We start from the raw sequence: 20,846 nt of genomic DNA on the forward strand, positions 1-20,846 counted from the left end.
GGCGACTCAGGCGTACGCCGGTGCCGGCAATGCCAGCCCGCGGCCTTGCGCGTCCTCGTCTTCCACGACCGGCACGTGGCGCCCCACTTCCTCGCTGCGCACGCGGAACGTGGCCACGACCTCGGTCAACCCCTCCGCCTGCGCGCGCAGCGTCGCCGCGGCGGCGGCGGCCTGTTCGACCATGGCCGCATTCTGCTGGGTCGCCTCGTCCATGTCGGCGATGACGCCGCGCACCCGGGCGATGCCGGCCGCCTGCTCCGAGCTGGCGCCGTCGATCGCATGCAGCAGGTCGGCCACCTGCTGCACACGGTCGAGGATCTCGCGCATCGTGCCGCCCGACGCGCTGGCGATGCCGGCGCCGGATTCGATGGCGCCCGTCGATTCGCCGATCAGGTGCTTGATCTCTTTCGCCGCCGCCGCCGAATGCTGGGCCAGGTTGCGCACCTCGGCCGCCACCACGGCGAAGCCGCGGCCTTCCGTGCCGGCGCGGGCCGCTTCGACGGCCGCGTTCAGCGCGAGGATATTCGTCTGGAACGCGATACCGTCGATCATCGCCGTGATGTCGCCGATGCGCGCGGCCGACTGGCGGATCGTCTCCATGCGCTCGACCATCTGCTCGACGGCGCCGGCACCCTGCCGCGCCACGCCGGATGCGGCCAGCGCGAGCTCGTTGGCGTCGTGCGCGTTGACGTGGTTCTGCTCCACGGCCTCGGTCAGGTCGGACATGGCCTGTACCGTGGCGTGCAGGCTGCGCGCCTGGGCTTCCGTCCGCTGCGACAGGTCGCGGTTGCCGGCCGCGATGCCGGCCGATGCGTCGTCGATCATCCGTGCACTGTCGAGCACCTTCACGACGGTGGCCGACACGCCGCCCGTCATATGGTTCAGCGCGTCGAACAGGCGGCCGATCTCGTCGCCGCGGTCGTGCGCGATGGTGGCCGACAGGTCGCCCTTGGCGACGCGCTCGGCGAGCACGACGGCATCCTGCAGCGGCGCGACGATGCTGCGCGTGAGCAGCCAGCCGGCCGCGCAACCGATCAGCAGCGCGGCCGCGCCGAACGCCGGCAGCAGCACGCGGCTGAGCGCGAAGGCTTGCGCGGACGTCGCCGCCATCGCGTGCGCCTCGCGCGTTTGCCAGGCCAGCAGCGCGTCGAGGGCGTGCGTGTAGGCGTCGAACGTCGCCGCCAGGTCGCCGGCCGCCATCTGTTCGACTTCCTGCGTCTTGCCGAGATCCTTGGCCTGGAACACCTGCTCGCGCACTTTCAGATAGGCGGCCTTGCGCTGCGCGACGCCGTCGATCAGCACGCGCTCATCCCGGGCGGCCGGCAGCGCACCCAGTGTCGCTTCCAGCGCGGCCGCGTTCTTGTCGCCCCGCGCGAGCAGGCCCTGGAAATAATCGGCGGCTTCCAGGCTGTCGCTGCGGGCAATCGCAACGGCGCGCACGCCGTTCAGGCGCGTCACGCCCAGCAACGCCGCCGTCAGCTGCTGGCGGGCCAGCTTATCGTTGACGAGATCGTTCGTGATGGCGTCGGCCGCCTGCATGCGCCACAGCGCGACGAAGGAAATGATGACGATGGCAAGAGACACCACGGCAAAGGCGCCGATGATCTTGGTGCCGGTCTGGAGGTGCGCGAGTCGCATGGGGCAATGTCCGGGAGGGAGGGATGCGACCGATTATAGAAATGCCATATGACATCAAAATGAATATATGTGACACGCACGCATTCTTTTGTGACATGCGAATGACAGCGCGCGCGCCCTGGTCCGGGACGAAAAAAAAGCCCGCACGAGGCGGGCTTTCGTTGCAGCGACCGGGATCGCTTATTCGATTTCGACGGTCTCGACCGGCTCCGGCGGCGGCGGGACGTCGCCTTCGGGGAACTCGAGGAACACGTCGTCCTTCTCGTTCAGGTCGACCGTGACGCGGCCGCCGTTCACGAGACGGCCGAACAGCAGCTCGTCGGCCAGCGCCTTGCGGATCATGTCCTGGATCAGGCGCGACATCGGACGGGCGCCCATCTGCGGATCGAACCCTTTCTTCGAGAGGAACTTGCGCAGTTTCTCGGTGAAGATGGCTTCGACCTTCTTCTCGTGCAGCTGCTCTTCCAGCTGCATCAGGAACTTGTCCACGACGCGCAGGATGATGTCCTCGTCCAGCGCGCGGAAGCTGATGATCGCATCCAGGCGGTTGCGGAACTCCGGCGTGAACATGCGCTTGATGTCGGCCATCTCGTCGCCTGCCGCCTTCGAATCCACGAAGCCCACCGAACGCTTGGTCAGGCTTTCGGCGCCCGCATTCGTGGTCATTATGATGATCACGTTACGGAAGTCCGCCTTGCGGCCGTTATTGTCGGTCAAGGTGCCATGGTCCATCACCTGCAGCAGGATGTTGAAGATGTCCGGGTGGGCCTTCTCGATCTCGTCCAGCAGCAGCACGGCATGCGGCTTCTTGGTGATGGCCTCGGTCAGCAGGCCGCCCTGGTCGAAGCCGACGTAGCCCGGCGGCGCACCGATCAGGCGCGACACGGCGTGACGCTCCATGTATTCCGACATGTCGAACCGCACCAGTTCGATGCCGAGGATGAACGCCAGCTGCTTCGCGACTTCCGTCTTGCCGACGCCGGTCGGACCGGAGAACAGGAACGAACCGATCGGCTTGTCCTGCTTGCCGAGGCCGGCACGGGCCATCTTGATCGCGGACGCCAGCGCATCGATGGCCGGGTCTTGCCCGAACACGACGTTGCGCAGGTCGCGGTCGATGGTCTGCAGCTTGCTGCGGTCGTCCTGGTTGACGGTCTGCGGCGGAATCCGCGCGATCTTCGCGATGATGTCCTCGATCTCGGTCTTGCCGATGGTCTTTTTCTGCTTCGACTTCGGCAGCACGCGCTGGGCCGCACCCGCTTCGTCGATCACGTCGATCGCCTTGTCGGGCAGGTGGCGGTCGTTGATGAAGCGCGCAGCGAGCTCGGCCGCGGTCGACAGCGCCGACGCCGAATACTTCACGCCGTGGTGCTCTTCGAAGCGCGACTTGAGGCCGCGCAGGATCTGCACGGTCTGCTCGACCGACGGCTCGTTCACGTCCACTTTCTGGAAGCGGCGGCTCAATGCATGATCTTTCTCGAACACGCCGCGGAATTCCGTGAACGTGGTCGCGCCGATGCACTTCAGCTGGCCGTTCGCCAGGGCCGGCTTGAGCAGGTTCGACGCGTCGAGCGTGCCGCCCGACGCCGAGCCGGCGCCGATGATCGTGTGGATCTCGTCGATGAACAGGATGCCGTTCGGCGTGTCCTTGAGCTGCTTCAACACTGCTTTCAGGCGTTGCTCGAAGTCGCCGCGGTACTTGGTGCCGGCCAGCAGCGCGCCCATGTCCAGCGAATACACGACGGCATTCTGCAGGATCTCGGGCACGTCTTCCTGGACGATGCGCCATGCCAGCCCTTCCGCGATCGCGGTCTTGCCGACGCCGGCCTCGCCCACGAGCAGCGGATTGTTCTTGCGGCGGCGGCACAGGATCTGGATCACGCGCTCCACTTCTTCCTCGCGCCCGATCAGCGGGTCGATGCGACCGTCGGCGGCAGCCTTGTTCAAGTTCTGGGTGAACTGATCCAGAGGACTTTCCTTGGCCTGGCCTTCGACCTGCGCTTCTTCCACGCCTTCCGACGCCTTCTGGCTGTCGATCTGCTGGTCCTTGCGCACGCCGTGCGAGATGAAATTGACCACGTCGAGGCGGGTCACGCCCTGCTGGTGCAGGTAGTAAACGGCGTGCGAGTCCTTCTCGCCGAAGATCGCCACGAGCACGTTCGCGCCCGTGACTTCCTTCTTGCCGTTCGACGCCGACTGGACGTGCATGATCGCGCGCTGGATCACGCGCTGGAAGCCCAGCGTCGGTTGGGTATCGACTTCGCCGGTGCCAGGCACCGTCGGAGTGTTGTCGCCGATGAAATTCGTCAAGGTCTTACGCAGGTCTTCGATATTGACCGCGCACGCACGCAGGACTTCAGCGGCCGACGGGTTGTCGAGCAGCGCCAGCAGCAGGTGTTCGACCGTGATGAACTCGTGCCGAGCCTGCCGCGCTTCGACAAAGGCCATGTGTAGTGATACTTCAAGTTCCTGCGCAATCATACTTCCTCCATCACGCACTGCAGGGGATGACCTGCCTTGCGCGCATGCGTTAATACAAACTCCACTTTGGTACACGCTATATCTTTGGAAAACACGCCGCACACGCCTTTGCCATGGCGGTGTACAGAAAGCATGATCTGCGTCGCCGTCTCGCGATCCTTGTTGAAGTACTCCTGGATGATGGCGACCACGAACTCCATCGGCGTGTAGTCGTCATTGAGCAACGCCACCTGATACAAGGGAGGTGGCTTGACTGTCTGCCGCTCCAGCAGCTGTTCGGTATCGTGCTTGGTTGCCATAGGGGTATTCTAAATTGCTTTCGATCTTCGTGTGTGCGGAAACTAACGCTCAGGGTATTCCCATTTGCTTTCCATCTTACGCGTTTTCCAGTTGGTGCACAGATGGCGGTTCCATGGCGAAAATCAAGAGCTTGATTTTTAGCCACTATGTAAATTTTTACAACGCGTGTTCAAAACCGCTTGACTTACAAGATTATTGCACCAACAATGCAGTTATTGACATGTACTTATGTACTTGTTGATAAGAAGTGAGCAGGCTGAGGAGGGGGCAAGAAGCTTCTTGCTTTTATGGCTCGTGTGATTTGTTTTTAATCGAAGGTTATTTTATGGCAACAGGTACTGTTAAGTGGTTCAATGATTCCAAAGGTTTTGGCTTCATCACCCCTGATGACGGCGGCGAAGATTTGTTCGCACATTTCTCCGCGATCAATATGAACGGTTTTAAGACCCTCAAAGAAGGTCAAAAAGTCCAATTCGAAGTCACGCAAGGCCCGAAAGGCAAGCAAGCTTCCAACATCGTCGGCGCGTAAGCACCCTCGGAAGCAGAAAGCCCCGCTACGGCGGGGTTTTTTTATGGCGCAATGCACAAAAGACGCCCGCCTCGCACGCCTCCCAGCATCGCACTCTCTATATATATTAGTAGAAAAAACAAAGCCCCGTATGAACGGGGCTTGATGTGCGTCAATCAAACTGCCTACATATTCTCGATCATGACCTCGCCGAAGCCCGAACACGACACCTGGGTGGCGCCCTCCATCAGGCGCGCGAAGTCGTAGGTGACGCGCTTCGACGCAATCGCCTTTTCCATCGAACTGATGATGAGGTCGGCAGCCTCGGTCCATCCCATGTGGCGCAGCATCATTTCGGCCGACAGGATCAGCGAACCCGGGTTCACGTAGTCCTTGCCCGCATACTTGGGCGCGGTGCCGTGCGTCGCTTCGAACATGGCGACCGAATCGGACATGTTCGCGCCCGGCGCGATGCCGATGCCGCCGACCTGCGCCGCCAGCGCGTCCGAGACATAGTCGCCGTTCAGGTTCAAGGTGGCGATCACGCTGTACTCGGCCGGGCGCAGCAGGATCTGCTGCAGGAACGCGTCCGCGATCGAATCCTTGACGACGATGTCCTTGCCCGTGCGCGGGTTCTTGAACTTGGACCACGGACCGCCGTCGATCAGCTCGGCGCCGAATTCGCGTTGCGCCAGCGCATACGCCCAGTCGCGGAATCCGCCTTCCGTGTACTTCATGATGTTGCCCTTGTGGACAATGGTCACGGACGGCTTGTCGTTGTCGATCGCGTACTGGAGCGCCTTGCGCACGAGGCGCTCCGTGCCTTCGCGCGACACCGGCTTGATGCCGATCGCGGACGTCTCCGGGAAACGGATCTTGCGCACGCCCATCTCGCGGGTCAGGAACTCGATGACCTTCTTCGCCTCGGGCGACCCGGCCGCCCATTCGATGCCGGCGTAGATGTCTTCCGAGTTCTCGCGGAAGATCACCATATTGGTCTTGTGCGGCTCGCGCAGCGGCGACGGCACGCCGGTGAAATAACGCACGGGGCGCAGGCAGACGTACAGGTCGAGTTCCTGGCGCAGCGCGACGTTCAGCGAGCGGATGCCGCCGCCGACGGGCGTCGTCAACGGGCCCTTGATCGACACGACGTACTCGCGCACGACGTCCAGCGTCTCGGGCGGCAGCCACACGTCCGGGCCATAGACCTGCGTCGACTTCTCGCCAGCGAACACTTCCATCCATGCGATCTTGCGCCGGCCGCCGTAGGCCTTGGCCACGGCCGCGTCGACGACCTTGAGCATCACGGGCGTGATGTCGACGCCGGTGCCGTCGCCTTCGATATAGGGAATGACCGGCTGGTCGGGAACCGTCAGCGTGAAGTCCGGGTTGACAGTGATCTTTTGACCATCGGTAGGTACTTTGATATGTTGAAGCATCATGTTCTCCGAAGTGGGCGCGGCGGGTCGCGAAGGCGGCGTCAGCCCGCCAGGTCCGCGATCTCCATTAGAATAGTGATATCGTCGTCGGTCTTGTCTAAGACGCAACACTGGCACAACATTATGCACCAAATCCATTCTTCATGTCCCTCATCCTGTTCAATAAACCCTTCCAGGTCCTGTGCCAGTTCTCGCGCGAGGACGAGCGCAAGACCCTCGCCGACTACCTGTCCATCCCGAACATCTATCCCGCCGGCCGCCTCGACGCCGACAGCGAAGGCCTGATGCTGCTCACGGACGACGGCCGCCTGCAGCACCAGATCGCCCACCCTGACCACAAGGAAGCGAAGACGTATCTCGTGCAACTGGAGGGCGTCGCCGACCGCGCCAGCCTCGATCGCCTGCAGGCCCCCATCGACCTGGGCGACTTCACGACGAAGCCGTGCCGCGCGAGCCTGATCGCGGCGCCGGACTGGCTGTGGCCGCGCAACCCGCCCATCCGCGTGCGCCAGGACAAGCCGACCAGCTGGGTCGCCATCACGCTCGAGGAAGGCAAGAACCGGCAGGTGCGGCGCATGACGGCCGCCGTCGGCCTGCCCACGCTGCGCCTCGTGCGCTCGAGCATCGGGCCGTTTTCGCTGGCGACGCATCCGCTGATGCCCGGCGAATGGATGGAAGTGCCGGCGGCGGCCGTGGGCGGCAAGGGTTGACGGGTTTGAGGAAAATCAACCTTTCTAAAAGTTAATGTAATCGCGACAAAAGCCTGTCAACCGGCAACTCTCGGGCATCGTTAAGGGAACAGATTCACCGTTGTGGATCACCTTCTTCTTTAAAGGAACCCGAAATGTCCAAACTGATCGCTGGCCTGGTTGCTTCCCTGTTCGCCGTTTCCGCTTTCGCCGCCCAAGCGCCGGCACCGGCCGCAGCCGCTCCGGCCGCATCGGCCGCCGCCGAGCAGCCTGCCGCTCCTGCGAAGAAAATGAAGAAGCACCACAAGAAAGCCAAGAAAGCCGCTGCCGCCGACGCTGCCGCCCCGGCAACCAAATAAGCTTCTCGACATCCAGCAGGCTCCGGCCTGCCAAGAAGCAGCCGTCCAGGCTGCTTTTTTATTGCCTGAAACCGAGAATTGCCTTTGCGACATAGCCAAAAACCGGGCTCTGACCCTAATGCCGTTAAGTTAAGGCCCAAAAGACCGCTCCGACTAACATGTGTGTGGCCTTTTCAAGGGCTTCGCGCGGACCTTACCGGTCTTAAACTGGCTGAAATCACGCTTAACTTAACGGCATTAGGCTCTGACCCCGGTTTCAGGCAACAAAAAACCCGCCGGACATGCGTCGGGCGGGTTTTCCATCCACGCTGACACGCGGCTTGCGGCCGCGCGTGCGTTGCCGTCGGTGTATTAAGCCGACAGGGCCTTGAGGGCGGCAGCCAGGCGGCTCTTGTGGCGAGCGGCCTTGTTCTTGTGGATGATTTTCTTGTCAGCGATGCTGTCGATGGTCGACACGGATTGCTGGAAGATCTGCGAGGCAGCAGCTTTGTCGCCAGCCTGGATGGCCTTGCGGACGGCCTTGATTGCGGTACGCAGGGTCGAGCGCTGGGCCGAGTTGTGTGCGTTTTGCTTGACTGCTTGACGAGCGCGCTTGCGTGCCTGTGCGGTATTTGCCATGGAATTTCCTAATCGGGGTCAAGTTGCGTTTGCAAACATTCAAACCGGCCCATTCCAGTGCCTGCCAAACGAGTGTCTGCTAACAGAATTCAATACAGCCCTCGATTATAGCGAAGGTTTCATCGCAGGGCAAATCCTCGTTCGCATTTCGTCAGCGCAAAGGGTTCTGGAAGCACTAGCCCAGCTATAATCGAGGGCTATGAACCTACTCAAGACCCTGGCAGCCATCTCGAGCATGACGATGCTGTCCCGTATCACCGGCCTGCTCCGCGATTCCCTGTTTGCCCGTGCGTTCGGCGCCAGCGACTACACCGACGCCTTCAACATCGCCTTCCGCCTGCCCAACCTGCTGCGCCGCCTGTTCGGCGAGGGGGCGTTCTCGCAAGCCTTCGTGCCGATCCTGGCCGAGTACAAGAGCCAGAAAGGCGACGCCGCCACCCGCACCCTCGTCGACCACGTGGCCAATACCCTCGTGTGGGCGACGCTGGCGACCAGCATCATCGGCATCATCGGCGCGCCCGTCGTCCTGTACGTCATCGCCAGTGGCCTCAAGGGCCCAGCCTTCGACGCGGGCGTCGTGATGACCCGCCTCATGTTCCCGTACATCCTGTGCATGTCGTTCGTCGTGCTGGCCGGCGCCGTGCTGAATACCTGGCGCGAATTCAAGATTCCCGCGTTCACGCCCGTGCTGTGGAACCTGTCGTCGATCTTCTTTTCGCTGTTCATGGTGAAGTACTTCGAGGTGCCCGTCTATTCGATGGCCGTGGCCGTGATGGTGGGCGGCGTCCTGCAGGTCGGCATCCAGGTTCCGGCCCTGCAGCGCATCGGCATGCTGCCGCGCCTGTCGTTCAATCCCCTCGCCGGCCTGGCCGATCCCGGCGTGCGCCGCATCCTCAAGAAGATGGGCCCGGCCGTGTTCGCGGTGTCGGCCGCCCAGATCAGCCTGCTCATCAACACGAACATCGCGTCGCGCCTGGGCGCCGGCAGCGTCTCCGTGCTGCAGTACGCGGACCGGTTGATGGAATTCCCCACCGGCATGCTCGGCGTGGCGCTGGGCACGGTGCTGCTGCCCAGCCTGTCGAAGGCGAACGCCGACGGCGACACCGTCGAATACTCCGCCCTGCTCGACTGGGGCCTGCGCCTCACGTTCCTGCTCGCGCTGCCGGCGGCCGTCGGCCTGGCCACGCTGGCCGAGCCGCTGATCGCCACGCTGTTCAACTACGGCGCCTTCAACGCCCACGCCGTCACCGCCGCCACGGCGCCGCTGATGGCCTATGCGGCCGGCCTGCTCGGCATCATCCTCGTCAAGATCCTCGCCCCGGCCTTCTACGCGCGCCAGGATATCCGCACGCCGGTGAAGATCGCCGTCGGCGTGCTCATTGCCACACAGCTGATGAACATGGTGTTCGTGCCGGTGCTCGGCGTGGCGGGACTCGCGCTGTCGATCGGCCTGGGCGCCTGCATCAACGCGACCTTCCTGTTCACGGGCCTGCGCCGGCGCGCCATCTACGTGCCGCATGCCGGCTGGCTGCCGTTCTTCCTGAAGGTCGTCGTGGCCGTCGCGCTGATGGGCGCCGTGGCGTGGTTCAGCCAGGCGCAGCTCGACTGGGCCGCGCTGCGCGCGCACGCCGTGCTGCGCATCGGCGCGCTGTTCCTCATCATCGGCGCCAGCGCGAGCGTGTATTTCGCCGCGCTGCTGGCGCTGGGCTTCCGCCCGCGCCAGTTCATGCGCCGCGCCAAGTGACGGGCCGGTTCGCCTAGCGGCCGTCGTCCGCGGCGGATGGCGCGGACTCGCTGTCTTTCTCGGCCGGTGCCGGCGCGGTCACGGCGGGCTCGGACGGCGCGGGCGCCGGACTGTCGTCCGGCCGCGCGGTGTCCGACTCCGTCGCGCCCCGTCCGGGAAACAGCGACGGTTGTTCTTGCGGCGCGCCCGCGGGCGGCGCCTGGAACAGCGACGGCTGGCCCTGCGCCTGCGGCTTGCCTTGTGCCAGCACCTGCCCCTGCACGAGCCCCTGCCCGGTCGCCACGAATTTCCAGTCCGAGATATGCCGCTTGTTCTCGAAGCCGGAAAAGCGCGCGTCGAAATGCGCCACTTTCAGCGGCTTCGCCTTCGACAGGCTGTACACGGCCAGTACGCCCCGCCGCTCGCCGGGATTGGCCCACACGATGCCCCACTCGGCCTTGCCCGTCATCGGGTCGATGTAGATCTTGCGCAGGTGCCGGCGCACGCCGGGAAAGCGCGGGTCCTTCAACAATTCCTGCAGCGACGGCGGCTGCGGCAGCTGGCCCTTGGGCGTCGCCTCGGCGTACGTGCGCAGCGCTTCGCTGAACGCGGCGCCCGTCTCCAGCAGGTCGTCCTCGGCCTGTGCCCGGCGCAGCAGCGAGTCGACCTTCAACGTGGCCGCGCCCACGAGGCCGATCACGGTCACGAGGATCACGAGGCCGAGGTAGGTGAAGCCCCCCTCGCGCCGGGGCGCTTTACCACTCCGCATACGGCGTGCCGTTGCGCCCCGCGCCCGGCGCGCCGCTGCGGATGTTGTAGACGCCGCCCTTGTCGCCCTCTTCCGGCGGGACGACGATCCAGGCCGAGTCGCTGTCGGCGATGGGATCGAACGGCAGCGCCGGCAGGTATTTTTTCTCGACGAGCTGCTGCAGCGATTCCGGATAGCGTCCGGTGTCTTCATGGAACTGGTCGATCACGGCGCGCGTGTTGCGCAGGTTCTCGGCCAGGATGGTCTCCTTGGCGCTGTCGACCTTGGGGAAGAAGCGCGGCACCGCGAGCGTCAGCAGCAGCGCCACGATGCCCAGCACCACCAGCAGTTCGATCAGGGTGAAGCCACGTCTGTGTGTCATGTCCATGCGCTCACCAGCGGTTGTAGGGGATGCCGTTCAGCCCGACCTTGCCCGAGGTCGAGTAGACGTCGTACACGTCGTCCCCTTCCTTCGGCTCGTCCGGCTCGCTGGCGTAGCTGCGCTTGCCCCAGGTCTCGGCATCCTTCAGGTCGGCGTCGCCATTGAACGGATCGCGCGGCAGGCGGCGCAGAAAATAGATCTTGGCTTTCTTCGGGCTCTTCAGGTCGGGCACGCCCTCGACCAGCATCTCCAGTTTCGGCGGATACCCGGTGGCGCCGGCCGCGCGTGCGACGCGGCCCTCGTCGCCCGCCTTCTTGTAGGCGTCGAGGGCGCCGCGGATCTCGCGCAGCGCGCCGCGCAGCGCCTGTTCGTGGCGGCGCTGCAGCACGACCTGGGCGGTCGGCACGAGGAGCGTCCCGAGCACGGCCAGGATCGCCAGCGTGACGAGCAGCTCGATCAGCGTGAAGCCGCGCGGGCGCCGGGCGTTCATTTCTGGTTCGGGAACGCGGCCTGCGCTGCCGGCACGCGGTTGGTGGGCGGCTGAGGCATCGGCGTGACTTCCGGCGGCGCCAGCGGCGTGATCTGGATCGGCGGCGCGGCCGGCAGTTCCGACGGCGCCACCGATGCCGGTGCGGACGGCAAGGTGGCAGTGCCGCCGACGCTGCTGGCCGGTACCATCCCGCCCTGCCCGTTCGCGGCCGCGGGCGGCTGCGCAGGCGGTTGCGCGGCCGGTGCCGGCACCGGCGCGCGCACTGGCACGCCCGGCAACGCCCGCGTGCCCTGGGCCGGCAGCTGCACCGGCGTGCGCACGCTCGTGTCGGGGCGGCGCCGGAAGCTGGCCTCCGTGCCGGCGCTGAATTCGGAACTGGACGCCGGCGGGCGCTGCAGGTTGCGGATCAGGTGCGGCGTGATCGACAGCACGACCTCGGTCTTGTTGCGGGTGTCCTGCTGGCTGCCGAACAGGCGGCCCAGGATCGGAAAGTCGCCGAGGCCAGGCAGCTTGGTGCTGCTCGACCGGTCCTCGTTCTTGATCAGGCCGGCCAGCACCTGGTTCTCGCCATCCTTCAGCTGCAGCATCGTGGACGCCGAGCGCGTGCCGATGCGGTAGGCCGTCGTGCCGCCCTTCGTCGTGACCGTGTCGACGAGGTTGCTGACTTCGAGCGAGATGCGGATGCCGACCTCGTTGTTCAGGTAGATCGTCGGTTCGACGTCCAGCTTCAGGCCGACGTCGACATAGTTCACCGACTCCGACGCGAAGCCGCCCACGCCCGACGAAATCGTCGTCGTGATGGTCGGCAGCTTGTCGCCGATGACGACCTTGGCCTTTTCCTTGTTGCGCACGCGGATGCGGGGCGCGGCCAGCGTTTCGGAATCGCCGTCCGTCTTGCTCGCGGTGATGGAGCCGGTGACGCCCGTCACGCCGATCGTCTGGCTGTTCAAATGGTGCAGCTCGTCGATCGTGATCGGGCTGCCCGTCGCCGACTGCAGCGGCGCGAACGCGAGGCTCGTGGGCCAGTCGACGCCGAGGTCGAGCAGGCGGTTGCGCTGCACTTCCAGCACCTCGACGTCCAGCATCACCTCGGCCTCCGGCACGTCCTGCAGCGCCACCAGCTGCGACGCCAGCTTCACCGCTTCCGGGGTGTCGCGCAGGATCACGAGGTTGAGCTTCTCGTCCACCACCACGTCGCGCGCTTTCAGGATCGTCTTGAGCGTGTTGCCGATCGTCTTGGCGTCGGTATTGGCCAGGTAGAAGGTCTTGACCGTCATCTCCTGGTATTCCTTCTGCTTGGCCGCGATGTTCGGGTAGATCAGGATCGTGTTGCCGTCCATGACCTGCCGCTCCAGCTGGTTGGTCATCAGGAGGTAGTAGATGGCCGCTTCCACCGTGCTGTTCTTGAGGAAGATGGACGCGCGCTGGTCCGTCTTGACGTCCTTGTCGAACAGGAAGTTGAGGCCGGAGTGGCGCGCGATGACTTCGAAGATCTGCTTGAGGGGCGCGTCGTGGAATTCGAGGTTGATCGGCGTGCGGAACACGGCCGCCAGCGCGGCCTCGGGCGAGTTGGCGGCGATCTTCTCGTTCACCTCGGCCAGCAGCCGGCGCGCCGCTTCATGGGTCGGGCGCTCGGTGAGGATGGCGGTGAGCTTGGTCTTCGCCGTGTCGTAGTCCTTGCGCTCCAGCGCCGCGCGCGCTTCGCCCATCAACACGCCGTGGCGATGGTCCGCCTCGACCTGGCGCAGGCCGGCCCGCGCGCGCTCGTTGAGCGGATCGATCGCGAGCACCCGCTCGTAGTCGGCCACGGCCAGTTCCGGCTTGCCGTCGGCCAGTTCGTGGTCGGCCTGGGGCAGCAGGCGGTTCGTCGCGGCGTCGCGCGCGCGCAGGAAGGCGGCCTTGTAGACGACGTTGTCCGGATCCGCGATCAGCGCTTCGCGGTATTTCGACAGCCCCGCCTCGACCTTGTCCTGGGCCACGAGCTCGTTGCCTTCGCGGTAAGCCATTTGCGCCGCGCAGCCGGACAACAGGAGGGCGAGCAGCACCGGGAGCAGGCGGCGGGCCGGAATTGGGCGAGCGATCAATCGAATACTCCAATATTGAGCTGCTGAACCTGGTTCAGCGGCAGGTAGGTCAGGGTCAGGACCGGCGGGGCGATCGAGTCGACGCGGTACGTCCCGTCGATCACGGCGCCCTTGTCGCGCACGATGTAGGTGCGTGCGCCGCGCGCCAGGTAGACCTCCCAGGCGCCGTCGCCGACGGACTTGCCGATGAAGGTAAAAGGCAGCGGCGGCGCGGTGGGCGGCGGCGGCGGTGGGGGCGGCGGCGCCGGTTGCGGTGGCGGTGGCGGCGGCGTCCAGTCCTGGTGCGAGAACGGACCGGCGCCGTTCCGCCCCTGGCCGAACGCGGTGTCGCCGTCGCCGATCAGCGTATCGCGCGGCACCAGCGCTAGGATCGCTTGCGCTTCGCCCGCATCGCCGGCCTTCGCGCCCGGCGCCGCGGCGGGCGCCCGTACGGTCGCCGTGCGCACGGGCGCCGGCCGCGCGGGACGCACCCATGGTTCGGCGATGCCGCCGGCCGGCGCCTTGTCGCCGAACGCGGCCAACAGGCCCGCGCCGGCGAGGGCCAGCCCGAGGATCGCGTGGCGCGGCTTGATCCGGCCCGCCTTCATGGCTGCGGCGTCCCGTCGCGCAGGTACAGCGTCAGGCGCAGGCGCGCTTCCACCGTCGCGTCGCCGATGGCGTCGCGGTGGAACGCGATCTCGTCGAGCGAGGCGAACGGGATCGCGCGCAGCGCCGCCATCGCGAACTGCCAGATCGCCTGGTAGCTGCCTTTCACCGGCAGGTTCACCTGGTACGTGTAGACGTGCGCGTTGCGGTCGTAGCCCGGCTTGTACTCGCCCTGGCGCAGCACGAGGCCGGACTTGGCGGCGAGGGCGAACAGCGTCTTGACCTGCTGCTCGGCGCCGTGGCGGTCGCCCAGCGCGCCGTAGAACGCGGCGAGGTTGTCCGGGGCTTGTACCGGCGCGGGTGCCGGCGCGGGCGCGGGTTGCGGTACTCGCGCGGCTTGCGCTTTCTGCTTCGCCTGCGCGGCGTACGCTTCGTGCGCGCGTTCCATCGCCCACACGGCGTTCAGCGTCCACGCGAGCCCGCCCGCCATGACGGCCAGCGCGATCGCGGCCGCCAGCACGATCGGGTTCGCGCGCAGCAGCACGAGGCGCAGTTGCAGCATGGGCGAGGCGAACGTCGTCTTCATTGGGCGGCCCTCCACTGGGCATCGACCTGGAAGCGGATCGGCCGGTTCGGGTCCTGCTCGTTGATCTCGTGGCGCGCCAGCAGCACGGTGGTGAACCACTCGATGCGTTCCAGCTGCTCGACGTAGGCGATCATGTCGTCGCTGCTCTTCGCTTCCGCCGTGATGCGCACGGTGCTCTTTTTCGCGTCCGGCTCCAGCGCCAGCAAGGCGATGTTGGCGGGCGTCGCCGCCTGGACCGCGTCGTGCAGGCCGCGCCACGGCAGGTTCAGCTGCTGCACGGACGCGTTCACGGCGCCGGCCTGCGCAGGCGGCACCGTGCGCATGGGCGCGGCCACGGGCGCGCGCGCGACCGCGCGTGCCCGCGCCTCGGCCACCTGCGCCGTACGTTGCGCCTCCGCGCGCTGCAGGGCGCGGTACTGCGCGACCGTGCTGGCCAGCGGCCCCGCGAGCGCGCATGCCGCGACCAACAGGCTCCACGTCCCGCGCGGCGCGCGATACCAGGTGCGGGCGAGGCTCGGCGGCGCGAAATCGATGCGGACTTTCTTCATGGCGCCCTCCCCGTCAGCGCGAGCCGCGCGCAATCGGGCCACAGCGGATCGGTCTCGTCCTCGAACAGCGTGCAGGCGAATTTCAACCGTCCCGCGCTGCTCGCCCAGCCCGTCGGCGCCGGACCGCAGATCTGCAGGCGTTCCGGCCGCGACAGGCCCACGCGCAGCGCCTCGCGCGCCACGTGGCCTTCGAGCCAGTCGCGGTCGGCGCCGGCCGGAATCGGGGCCGTGCGCACCGCGGCGAGCAGGTCGCCGTCGAACGCAGCCACGGACAGCACGCCGCCGTGCACCACGCCGAACCACGCGCCGGCGCGGCGCACGCGGCGGTGCTGGTTCATCGCGGCGACGAACTGCGGCACGATCTCGACGAGCTTGAAACGCTGGCTGGATGCCGCCGCCGTCAGCTGTTCGAGCAGCGCCAGCGGCAGCGCGGCCGCGAGGAACGGGCGCGCGGCGTCCCAGTCGGCGCTGATGGTCCAGCCGCCAAGGCCCGCGCCGAACAGCGCCTGGTAGCGCAGCGCGGCCGCCGCTACCAGGTCGGCCTGGCGCGCCGCGCCGTCCGGCGGCATCACCTGCCACAGGCGCACGAGGTCGTCGGACAGCACCACCGTCGCCGGCAGGCCGGCCACGTCATGCTCGCCCAGCAGCATGCCGAGGGCCGCGCCGAGCGACACGGGATCGGCCCCCGTCGCCGCGACCTGGCCCAGCAGGCGCGCGCGCTCGTGCGGCCAGATGCTGGTGCGCACGAGCGCCAGCGCGTCCGGGGCGATCCCGATGCGCAGGGATTGGCCGAAGCCGGACTTGAACGAACTAAGCATGCAGCGTGACCCTCCGGATTTCCTCGATCGTCGTGGCGCCGCGCTTGACGAGATCCAGCGCCGCGAGGCGCAGGCTGCGCGTGCCGTTGGCGGCGGCCGCCGCCTTGATGCGGCGGATCGGCTGCTTGTCGACGATCAGCTCGCGGATCTCGTCGTTCAGGGTGAGGATCTCGGCGATCGAGCGGCGCCCCTTGTAGCCCGTGCCGCGGCAGTCGCCGCAGCCCTGGCCGCGCATGAAGACATAGTCCGCCACGTCGGCGCGCGCCAGGTGGGCGGACGCCAGTTCGTCGTCGGACGGCGTGTACTGCACGGCGCAGCGCGGGCAGTTCATGCGGATCAGACGCTGCGCCCAAATGCCGTTCAGCGCCGACACGAACGCGTACGGATCGATCCCCATGTGCGTGAAGCGCCCGAACACGTCGAACACGTTGTTGGCGTGGACGGTCGTCAGCACGAGGTGGCCCGTCAGCGCCGACTGCACCGCGATCTCCGCCGTCTCGCGGTCGCGGATCTCGCCGACCATGATCTTGTCCGGATCGTGGCGCAGGATCGAGCGCAGGCCCTTCGCGAACGACAGGCCCTTCTTTTCGTTGACGGGGATTTGCAGGATGCCGGGCAGCTGGTATTCGACGGGGTCCTCGATCGTGATGATCTTTTCGCGGCCGTTGTGGATCTCCGTCAGCGCCGCGTACAAGGTCGTCGTCTTGCCGGAGCCGGTCGGCCCCGTCACCAGCAGCATGCCGTAGGCCTCCTGCGCGAGCGCGCGCAGGGTGACCAGCGACGGTGCGTCGAAGCCCAGCGCTTCCAGCGTCAGCGAGCCGTAGGCCTCGATCATCGCGCGCTTGTCGAGGATACGGATGACGGCGTCCTCGCCGTGGATGCTGGGCATGATCGACACGCGCAGGTCGATGTCGCGCCCGGCCGACTCCACGCGGAAGCTGCCGTCCTGCGGGATGCGGCGCTCGGCGATGTCCAGTTCCGCCAGCACTTTCAGGCGCGAGATGATGTGCTCCGCCAGCTCGATGCCGCCGACCGAGGTCGCGTGATCGAGCACGCCGTCGACGCGGTACTTGACGGCGAGGCCGCCTGCCGTGCTCTCCAGGTGGATGTCGGAGGCGCCGGCTTTCAAGGCGTCGTACAGGGTCGAGTTCACGAGCTTGACGGCGGGGCTCGCCGCCTCCGACACCGACGCGAACGACAGCACCGTGGCGCTCTTGCCGTCGCGGCGGCCCTCGCCGCTGTCGCCGACGAGCGTGTCGACGGCGCGCGCGGACTCCTCGTGCTTGCCGAGATAGGCCTGAATGTCGGATTGCAGCGCGAGCCGCAGGTACAGCGGCGCCGCCGCCGTCGCGCCGGCCTGCGCCTGCAGCCACGTCTGCAGATCGAGGTCGAACGGATCGGCGATCACGCCCGTCAGACGCTTGTCGTCGGCGCGGAGCAGCACACAGTGGCGCGCCAGCGCCTGCGCCAGCGGCAGCAGGTCGAACGCGGGCTGCTGGCCGAACATCTCCGGCGTTTCCATGACCTCGAGGCCGAACGGCACGGCCAGCAGGCCCACGATCTCGCGCGGTTCCAGGCCGCACAGGCCCTGCAGTTCCTCGACGAGCGAACGGCGCGATTGCCGGCTCTGCGCGCGCGCGCGGGCCAGCAGCGCAGCGTCGAGGGCGATGTGCGGCGCGTTCACGACATGTCTCCGGCCAGGTCGAAGATCGGCATGTACAGCAGCACGACGATGGCGCCGACGACGAGGCCGATCGCCGCCATCAGCAGCGGTTCGAACGTGCGCGTGAAGCGGTCGATCCAGCGTCCGATCTCGCCGTCGTAGAACGCGGCCGAGCGCGTGAGCATCGTGCCCATCGCGCCCGTGCGCTCGCCCACGCGCAGCATGCGCAGCGAGATCGGCGTCGTCAGGCCGTTGGCCTCGAACGCGTCCGACAGCGGCCGCCCCGCCTCGATCGCGGCGCGTGCCGCGCGCAGGCCGGCGGCCACGCCGGGCGACACCATGCCCTGCACGGTGTCGATGGCGTTGACGAGCGTGATGCCGCCTTCGTTCAGCATGCCCAGCGTGAGGTACAGGCGCGAGAGTTCGTAGATGCGGGCGCGCTCGCCGATGCCGGGCAGTTTCGCCAGCAGGCGCGCGACCCCGCCACGCTTCAACGCGCGGCGGATCGCCACCGTGGCGCCCGCGACGGTGGCCACGAAGCCGATCAGCAGTCCGGCCGCATGGCGGCCCGCGAACTGGCCCCAGTCGAGCATCATGCGCGACATCCACGGCAGGCTGCGGCCCGCGCCCTGGTACACCTCGGCGAAGCGCGGCACGACGTACGACATCAGGAAGATCGACACGCCGCCGCCCACGAGCAGCAGGATCGCCGGATAGATGGAGGCGCTGACGACCTTGGCGCGCACGGTGTCGATGCGCTGCTGGTATTCGATAAAGCGTTCGAGCGCGCGCGGCAGGTCGCTCGTACCTTCCGCCGCCCGCACGATGCCCACGTACAGCGGCGGAAACAGCGCCGGCTGCGCGGCCATCACGGCGGACAGGCGCTTGCCTTCGCGCAGGCCGGCGAGCAGGCGTTCCAGCACGCCGCGCGTGGCGGGACTGGCTTCCTTTTCCAGCAGCGCTTCGAGGCCTTCGACGATGCCCAGGCCCGCCGTCAGCAGGGCCAGCAACTCCTGGCTGAACAGCACGAGCGACAGCTTGCCGCCGCGCTGGCGGCGCAGCAGCGGCGCGTGCACGGGTTCGATGGCGCTGACGAACAGGCCGCGCGCCTCGACCTGGCGGCGCGCATCCGCCTCATCCGGGGCGTCGACGAGCACGCTGGCGATGTGCATGTCGGGTGCTAGGGTGCGTACCGCGAACTGCATGAGGCTTACTGGGAGGTGATGTCGGCGTTCTCGCCTTCACCGCCCGGCTGGCCGTCCTTGCCGAGCGAGAGGATCTCGTACTCGCCCTTGCTGCCGGGCGCACGGTACTGGTAGGCATGGCCCCAGGGGTCGAGCGGGACGCTTTTCTTCAGGTACGGGCCGTTCCACTTGGCGCTTGCCGCGGGCGGGGCCGTCAGCAATGCGTTCAGGCCCTCCTCCGTCGTCGGATAGCGCCCCACGTCGAGCCGGAAGGTGTCCAGCGATTTTTCGAACGCTTCGACCTGGGCCTTGGCGACGGTGACCTCGGACTTGCCCAGTTGCGCGAAATACTTCGGCCCGACATAGGCCGCAAGCAAACCGATGATAACGATAACTACCAAAAGTTCAAGCAGGGTAAAACCGGCCTGGCGGACCCGCGCGGCGGTGTCCTGGTTCTGCACACGATACATCCAACCGACTCCTTATTGCTCTAATGTAAAGCCTTGTGTGAAGGCTACCATGGCCCCGTCATCGCGACAAATCATTTATGGATCGCTCGCCATTCCGGGGGGACGACCGTCGGTCGAAGCACCGCAAACAGATTCCTTGCTCGCAAAATTCTAACCGGGTTCCGCTTGCCGGAACAGCGTCGGGATGTTCGTTCCCTACTTCGGGGGATGGAGATGACGGATCGCCTAGCATAAGCCGTTGACTGTGTGAAATCCTTTGTGGGTTTCCCGTCAATTGAAGAAAGATCTGCGTCGCTTTTGTGCGACTCCTTTCTCATTTGCATTTAAAGTTTCCGCTGGGATATTTCTCCGCATCATCGCTTATCTTCGCTTATTTCCACACAAGAATATTTCAAAAGCATAATATTTGCACGAAAATAACAAAAAAAATGTTGAATTGCGGAAAAACGGACGCTACAGTGGCGCATCGATGACCGCAACATTGCCCGCAATCATGAAAAACTTCGCTCTCCGTACCGCTCTCGGCCTCAGCCTCGCCGCCCTCCTCGCCGCCTGCGGCAGTGGCGCCCAGATCGACCAGCCGACCCAGACCGCCGCCATGATCGAGACCGGCAACGCCGCCCAGGTCGCCACGGCCAACTCGCCCGCACCGGACTGCGCGGCCGATGGTTGCAAGGGCCTGCGCATCATCGATGCGAACGCCGAAGCCTACCGTTACGAAGCCATGCGCCGCGCCGCGGCCGACGCACCGCAGTCCTGATCCCGCGGCCGCAGGATCACGCCTCCAGCAGCCCTAAATCCATGCAGCGCGCCAGCGCATGCGCCCGGTTGCTGACGCCGAGCGTGCGGTAGATGCGCTGCAAATGGTTCTTGACGGTCAGCGCGCTGATCCCCAGCAGCCGTCCCATCTCGTCGTTGCTCTTCCCCGCCCGCAGCCAGCCGACGATCTCGGCCTCGCGCGCGCTCAACCGACGCGCCGGCGCCCCGCCCGCAGGCACATGCGATGCCGGCAGGCGGCCCAGCGCCAGGTGCAGGTGCGGCAGCAGCAGTTCCAGGAAATAAGCGTGGCGCGCAGTCGGCCGTAGCGGCAGGCCGAACAGCAAGAATACGCTGCCGCCCGCGCTCGTCGGCCCCGTGCCGTGCACGAGCACGCTGTCGAATCCCATCCTCATCGTCTCGTCGCGGAACCCTTCCAGCGGCTGGCCCACGGCCGCGCCGAAATCGGCCAGCGCCGGCAACCGTCCGCCCTGCGCGCAGTGGCGCGCAATGCGCAGCGCCAGGCCGCCGCGTGGGTCCGTCAACGCCAGATGCGCGGCCGGGGCCAGCACCGTGCCGTGCACGCATTCCAGCCGGGCCAACGCGCCGCCCTGGCCGAGTTGCACACACACCAGCACCTGATGGGGCAGCAGCGCCTGCACCTGACCCTGCGTCCACAGGAAGAACTGGCGCGGGCTGGACACGCGCACGCCGGATTCGATGGCGCACAGCAGGTATTCCTGCTCCTGGCGATCGAGGATGACGACGGGTTCCACG

The 20,846-nt window shown here is 66.4% G+C and carries 22 protein-coding genes; 5 read left to right on the forward strand and 17 right to left on the reverse strand.

Annotation, left to right across the window (positions count from 1 at the left end; translation table 11 throughout):
- Positions 1-6: 6 nt before the first annotated feature.
- From U9J41_RS07270 to clpS, 3 genes are all read right to left on the reverse strand, one after another.
- Entirely contained in the window at positions 7-1,638 is a 1,632-nt protein-coding gene (locus tag U9J41_RS07270; RefSeq protein ID WP_322401425.1) for a methyl-accepting chemotaxis protein, read from the reverse strand.
- 180 nt (positions 1,639-1,818) lie between these two features.
- On the reverse strand, positions 1,819-4,119 hold the full coding sequence (clpA, locus tag U9J41_RS07275) for an ATP-dependent Clp protease ATP-binding subunit ClpA (protein WP_322401426.1): 2,301 nt from the start codon (positions 4,117-4,119) through the stop codon (positions 1,819-1,821).
- Positions 4,116-4,418: an ATP-dependent Clp protease adapter ClpS gene (gene clpS, locus U9J41_RS07280; RefSeq protein ID WP_027864722.1), complete on the reverse strand. Its 303-nt coding sequence runs from the start codon at positions 4,416-4,418 to the stop codon at positions 4,116-4,118. The genes clpA and clpS overlap by 4 nt, the downstream gene beginning before the upstream one ends.
- Before the next feature lie 326 nt (positions 4,419-4,744).
- On the opposite strand from clpS, the gene cspE reads away from it, so the two are divergent.
- On the forward strand, positions 4,745-4,948 hold the full coding sequence (gene cspE, locus U9J41_RS07285; protein ID WP_036165387.1) for a transcription antiterminator/RNA stability regulator CspE: 204 nt from the start codon (positions 4,745-4,747) through the stop codon (positions 4,946-4,948).
- Between the two features lie 164 nt (positions 4,949-5,112).
- Here the strand turns inward: cspE and icd are convergent, their stop codons facing one another.
- The gene (gene icd / locus U9J41_RS07290; protein WP_322401624.1) at positions 5,113-6,366 is read right to left on the reverse strand and encodes an NADP-dependent isocitrate dehydrogenase; all 1,254 of its coding nucleotides are present in this window, start codon (positions 6,364-6,366) and stop codon (positions 5,113-5,115) included.
- Positions 6,367-6,509: 143 nt separating this feature from the next.
- Between icd and U9J41_RS07295 the strand changes: the two genes are divergently transcribed.
- Together U9J41_RS07295 and U9J41_RS07300 are read left to right on the forward strand one after the other, a co-directional pair.
- Complete coding sequence (locus U9J41_RS07295; protein WP_322401428.1) at positions 6,510-7,076, forward strand: pseudouridine synthase; 567 nt, start codon at positions 6,510-6,512, stop codon at positions 7,074-7,076.
- Between the two features lie 134 nt (positions 7,077-7,210).
- Entirely contained in the window at positions 7,211-7,414 is a 204-nt protein-coding gene (locus U9J41_RS07300) for a hypothetical protein (protein ID WP_322401430.1), read from the forward strand.
- Positions 7,415-7,765: 351 nt separating this feature from the next.
- Here the strand turns inward: U9J41_RS07300 and rpsT are convergent, their stop codons facing one another.
- Positions 7,766-8,032, reverse strand: coding sequence for a 30S ribosomal protein S20 (gene rpsT, locus U9J41_RS07305; RefSeq protein ID WP_056447379.1), 267 nt, complete (start codon positions 8,030-8,032; stop codon positions 7,766-7,768).
- A gap of 199 nt (positions 8,033-8,231) precedes the next feature.
- Between rpsT and murJ the strand changes: the two genes are divergently transcribed.
- On the forward strand, positions 8,232-9,776 hold the full coding sequence (murJ, locus tag U9J41_RS07310; RefSeq protein ID WP_322401432.1) for a murein biosynthesis integral membrane protein MurJ: 1,545 nt from the start codon (positions 8,232-8,234) through the stop codon (positions 9,774-9,776).
- Between the two features lie 13 nt (positions 9,777-9,789).
- Here murJ and U9J41_RS07315 read toward each other — a convergent pair whose 3' ends face one another.
- From U9J41_RS07315 to gspG, 11 genes are read right to left on the reverse strand one after another with little or no spacing between them, the layout of a single operon-like run.
- On the reverse strand, positions 9,790-10,524 hold the full coding sequence (locus U9J41_RS07315; RefSeq protein WP_322401433.1) for a type II secretion system protein: 735 nt from the start codon (positions 10,522-10,524) through the stop codon (positions 9,790-9,792).
- Positions 10,511-10,885 carry a type II secretion system protein gene (locus U9J41_RS07320; RefSeq protein WP_322401436.1) on the reverse strand — a complete coding sequence of 125 codons (375 nt, stop codon included), beginning with the start codon at positions 10,883-10,885 and terminating at the stop codon, positions 10,511-10,513. The genes U9J41_RS07315 and U9J41_RS07320 overlap by 14 nt, the downstream gene beginning before the upstream one ends.
- 10 nt (positions 10,886-10,895) lie before the next feature.
- Positions 10,896-11,375: a type II secretion system protein gene (locus U9J41_RS07325; RefSeq protein ID WP_322401438.1), complete on the reverse strand. Its 480-nt coding sequence runs from the start codon at positions 11,373-11,375 to the stop codon at positions 10,896-10,898.
- A complete protein-coding gene (locus U9J41_RS07330; protein ID WP_322401440.1) occupies positions 11,372-13,459 on the reverse strand; it encodes a secretin N-terminal domain-containing protein in 2,088 nt (695 codons plus the stop codon). Before U9J41_RS07330 ends, U9J41_RS07325 begins: the two co-directional genes overlap by 4 nt.
- On the reverse strand, positions 13,456-14,046 hold the full coding sequence (locus tag U9J41_RS07335; protein WP_425260112.1) for a hypothetical protein: 591 nt from the start codon (positions 14,044-14,046) through the stop codon (positions 13,456-13,458). The genes U9J41_RS07330 and U9J41_RS07335 overlap by 4 nt, the downstream gene beginning before the upstream one ends.
- Positions 14,043-14,630 (reverse strand): hypothetical protein, encoded by a 588-nt coding sequence (locus tag U9J41_RS07340; RefSeq protein WP_322401442.1) that lies wholly within the window; start codon positions 14,628-14,630, stop codon positions 14,043-14,045. The genes U9J41_RS07335 and U9J41_RS07340 overlap by 4 nt, the downstream gene beginning before the upstream one ends.
- Complete coding sequence (locus U9J41_RS07345) at positions 14,627-15,178, reverse strand: PilN domain-containing protein (protein WP_322401443.1); 552 nt, start codon at positions 15,176-15,178, stop codon at positions 14,627-14,629. The genes U9J41_RS07340 and U9J41_RS07345 overlap by 4 nt, the downstream gene beginning before the upstream one ends.
- Positions 15,175-15,996: a hypothetical protein gene (locus tag U9J41_RS07350; protein ID WP_322401444.1), complete on the reverse strand. Its 822-nt coding sequence runs from the start codon at positions 15,994-15,996 to the stop codon at positions 15,175-15,177. The genes U9J41_RS07345 and U9J41_RS07350 overlap by 4 nt, the downstream gene beginning before the upstream one ends.
- On the reverse strand, positions 15,989-17,680 hold the full coding sequence (locus tag U9J41_RS07355) for a GspE/PulE family protein (protein WP_322401445.1): 1,692 nt from the start codon (positions 17,678-17,680) through the stop codon (positions 15,989-15,991). Before U9J41_RS07355 ends, U9J41_RS07350 begins: the two co-directional genes overlap by 8 nt.
- Positions 17,677-18,864 (reverse strand): type II secretion system F family protein, encoded by a 1,188-nt coding sequence (locus tag U9J41_RS07360; RefSeq protein ID WP_322401447.1) that lies wholly within the window; start codon positions 18,862-18,864, stop codon positions 17,677-17,679. Before U9J41_RS07360 ends, U9J41_RS07355 begins: the two co-directional genes overlap by 4 nt.
- A gap of 5 nt (positions 18,865-18,869) precedes the next feature.
- Entirely contained in the window at positions 18,870-19,313 is a 444-nt protein-coding gene (gspG, locus tag U9J41_RS07365; protein WP_322401449.1) for a type II secretion system major pseudopilin GspG, read from the reverse strand.
- 493 nt (positions 19,314-19,806) lie between these two features.
- Here gspG and U9J41_RS07370 point away from each other — a divergent pair, with 493 nt between their 5' ends.
- Positions 19,807-20,073, forward strand: coding sequence for a hypothetical protein (locus U9J41_RS07370; protein ID WP_322401450.1), 267 nt, complete (start codon positions 19,807-19,809; stop codon positions 20,071-20,073).
- A 16-nt stretch (positions 20,074-20,089) separates the two neighbouring features.
- Here the strand turns inward: U9J41_RS07370 and U9J41_RS07375 are convergent, their stop codons facing one another.
- Entirely contained in the window at positions 20,090-20,845 is a 756-nt protein-coding gene (locus U9J41_RS07375) for a LuxR C-terminal-related transcriptional regulator (protein WP_322401452.1), read from the reverse strand.
- Between the last annotated feature and the right edge of the window lies 1 nt (position 20,846).

Source organism: Massilia luteola (assembly GCF_034420155.1).
Lineage (GTDB): Bacteria > Pseudomonadota > Gammaproteobacteria > Burkholderiales > Burkholderiaceae_D > Telluria > Telluria luteola.

Bases quoted from the DNA above. Each gene is read 5' to 3' on its own strand.
- U9J41_RS07325 (WP_322401438.1), bottom strand. From the start codon at position 11,375: ATGAACGCCCGGCGCCCGCGCGGCTTCACGCTGATCGAGCTGCTCGTC.
- U9J41_RS07345 (WP_322401443.1), bottom strand. From the start codon at position 15,178: ATGAAGAAAGTCCGCATCGATTTCGCGCCGCCGAGCCTCGCCCGCACC.
- U9J41_RS07270 (WP_322401425.1), bottom strand. From the start codon at position 1,638: ATGCGACTCGCGCACCTCCAGACCGGCACCAAGATCATCGGCGCCTTT.
- U9J41_RS07300 (WP_322401430.1), top strand. From the start codon at position 7,211: ATGTCCAAACTGATCGCTGGCCTGGTTGCTTCCCTGTTCGCCGTTTCC.
- U9J41_RS07360 (WP_322401447.1), bottom strand. From the start codon at position 18,864: ATGCAGTTCGCGGTACGCACCCTAGCACCCGACATGCACATCGCCAGC.
- rpsT (WP_056447379.1), bottom strand. From the start codon at position 8,032: ATGGCAAATACCGCACAGGCACGCAAGCGCGCTCGTCAAGCAGTCAAG.
- U9J41_RS07370 (WP_322401450.1), top strand. From the start codon at position 19,807: ATGAAAAACTTCGCTCTCCGTACCGCTCTCGGCCTCAGCCTCGCCGCC.
- U9J41_RS07315 (WP_322401433.1), bottom strand. From the start codon at position 10,524: ATGCGGAGTGGTAAAGCGCCCCGGCGCGAGGGGGGCTTCACCTACCTC.
- gspG (WP_322401449.1), bottom strand. From the start codon at position 19,313: ATGTATCGTGTGCAGAACCAGGACACCGCCGCGCGGGTCCGCCAGGCC.
- murJ (WP_322401432.1), top strand. From the start codon at position 8,232: ATGAACCTACTCAAGACCCTGGCAGCCATCTCGAGCATGACGATGCTG.
- clpS (WP_027864722.1), bottom strand. From the start codon at position 4,418: ATGGCAACCAAGCACGATACCGAACAGCTGCTGGAGCGGCAGACAGTC.
- U9J41_RS07350 (WP_322401444.1), bottom strand. From the start codon at position 15,996: ATGCTTAGTTCGTTCAAGTCCGGCTTCGGCCAATCCCTGCGCATCGGG.
- U9J41_RS07295 (WP_322401428.1), top strand. From the start codon at position 6,510: ATGTCCCTCATCCTGTTCAATAAACCCTTCCAGGTCCTGTGCCAGTTC.
- U9J41_RS07335 (WP_425260112.1), bottom strand. From the start codon at position 14,046: ATGAAGGCGGGCCGGATCAAGCCGCGCCACGCGATCCTCGGGCTGGCC.
- cspE (WP_036165387.1), top strand. From the start codon at position 4,745: ATGGCAACAGGTACTGTTAAGTGGTTCAATGATTCCAAAGGTTTTGGC.
- icd (WP_322401624.1), bottom strand. From the start codon at position 6,366: ATGCTTCAACATATCAAAGTACCTACCGATGGTCAAAAGATCACTGTC.
- U9J41_RS07320 (WP_322401436.1), bottom strand. From the start codon at position 10,885: ATGACACACAGACGTGGCTTCACCCTGATCGAACTGCTGGTGGTGCTG.
- clpA (WP_322401426.1), bottom strand. From the start codon at position 4,119: ATGATTGCGCAGGAACTTGAAGTATCACTACACATGGCCTTTGTCGAA.
- U9J41_RS07340 (WP_322401442.1), bottom strand. From the start codon at position 14,630: ATGAAGACGACGTTCGCCTCGCCCATGCTGCAACTGCGCCTCGTGCTG.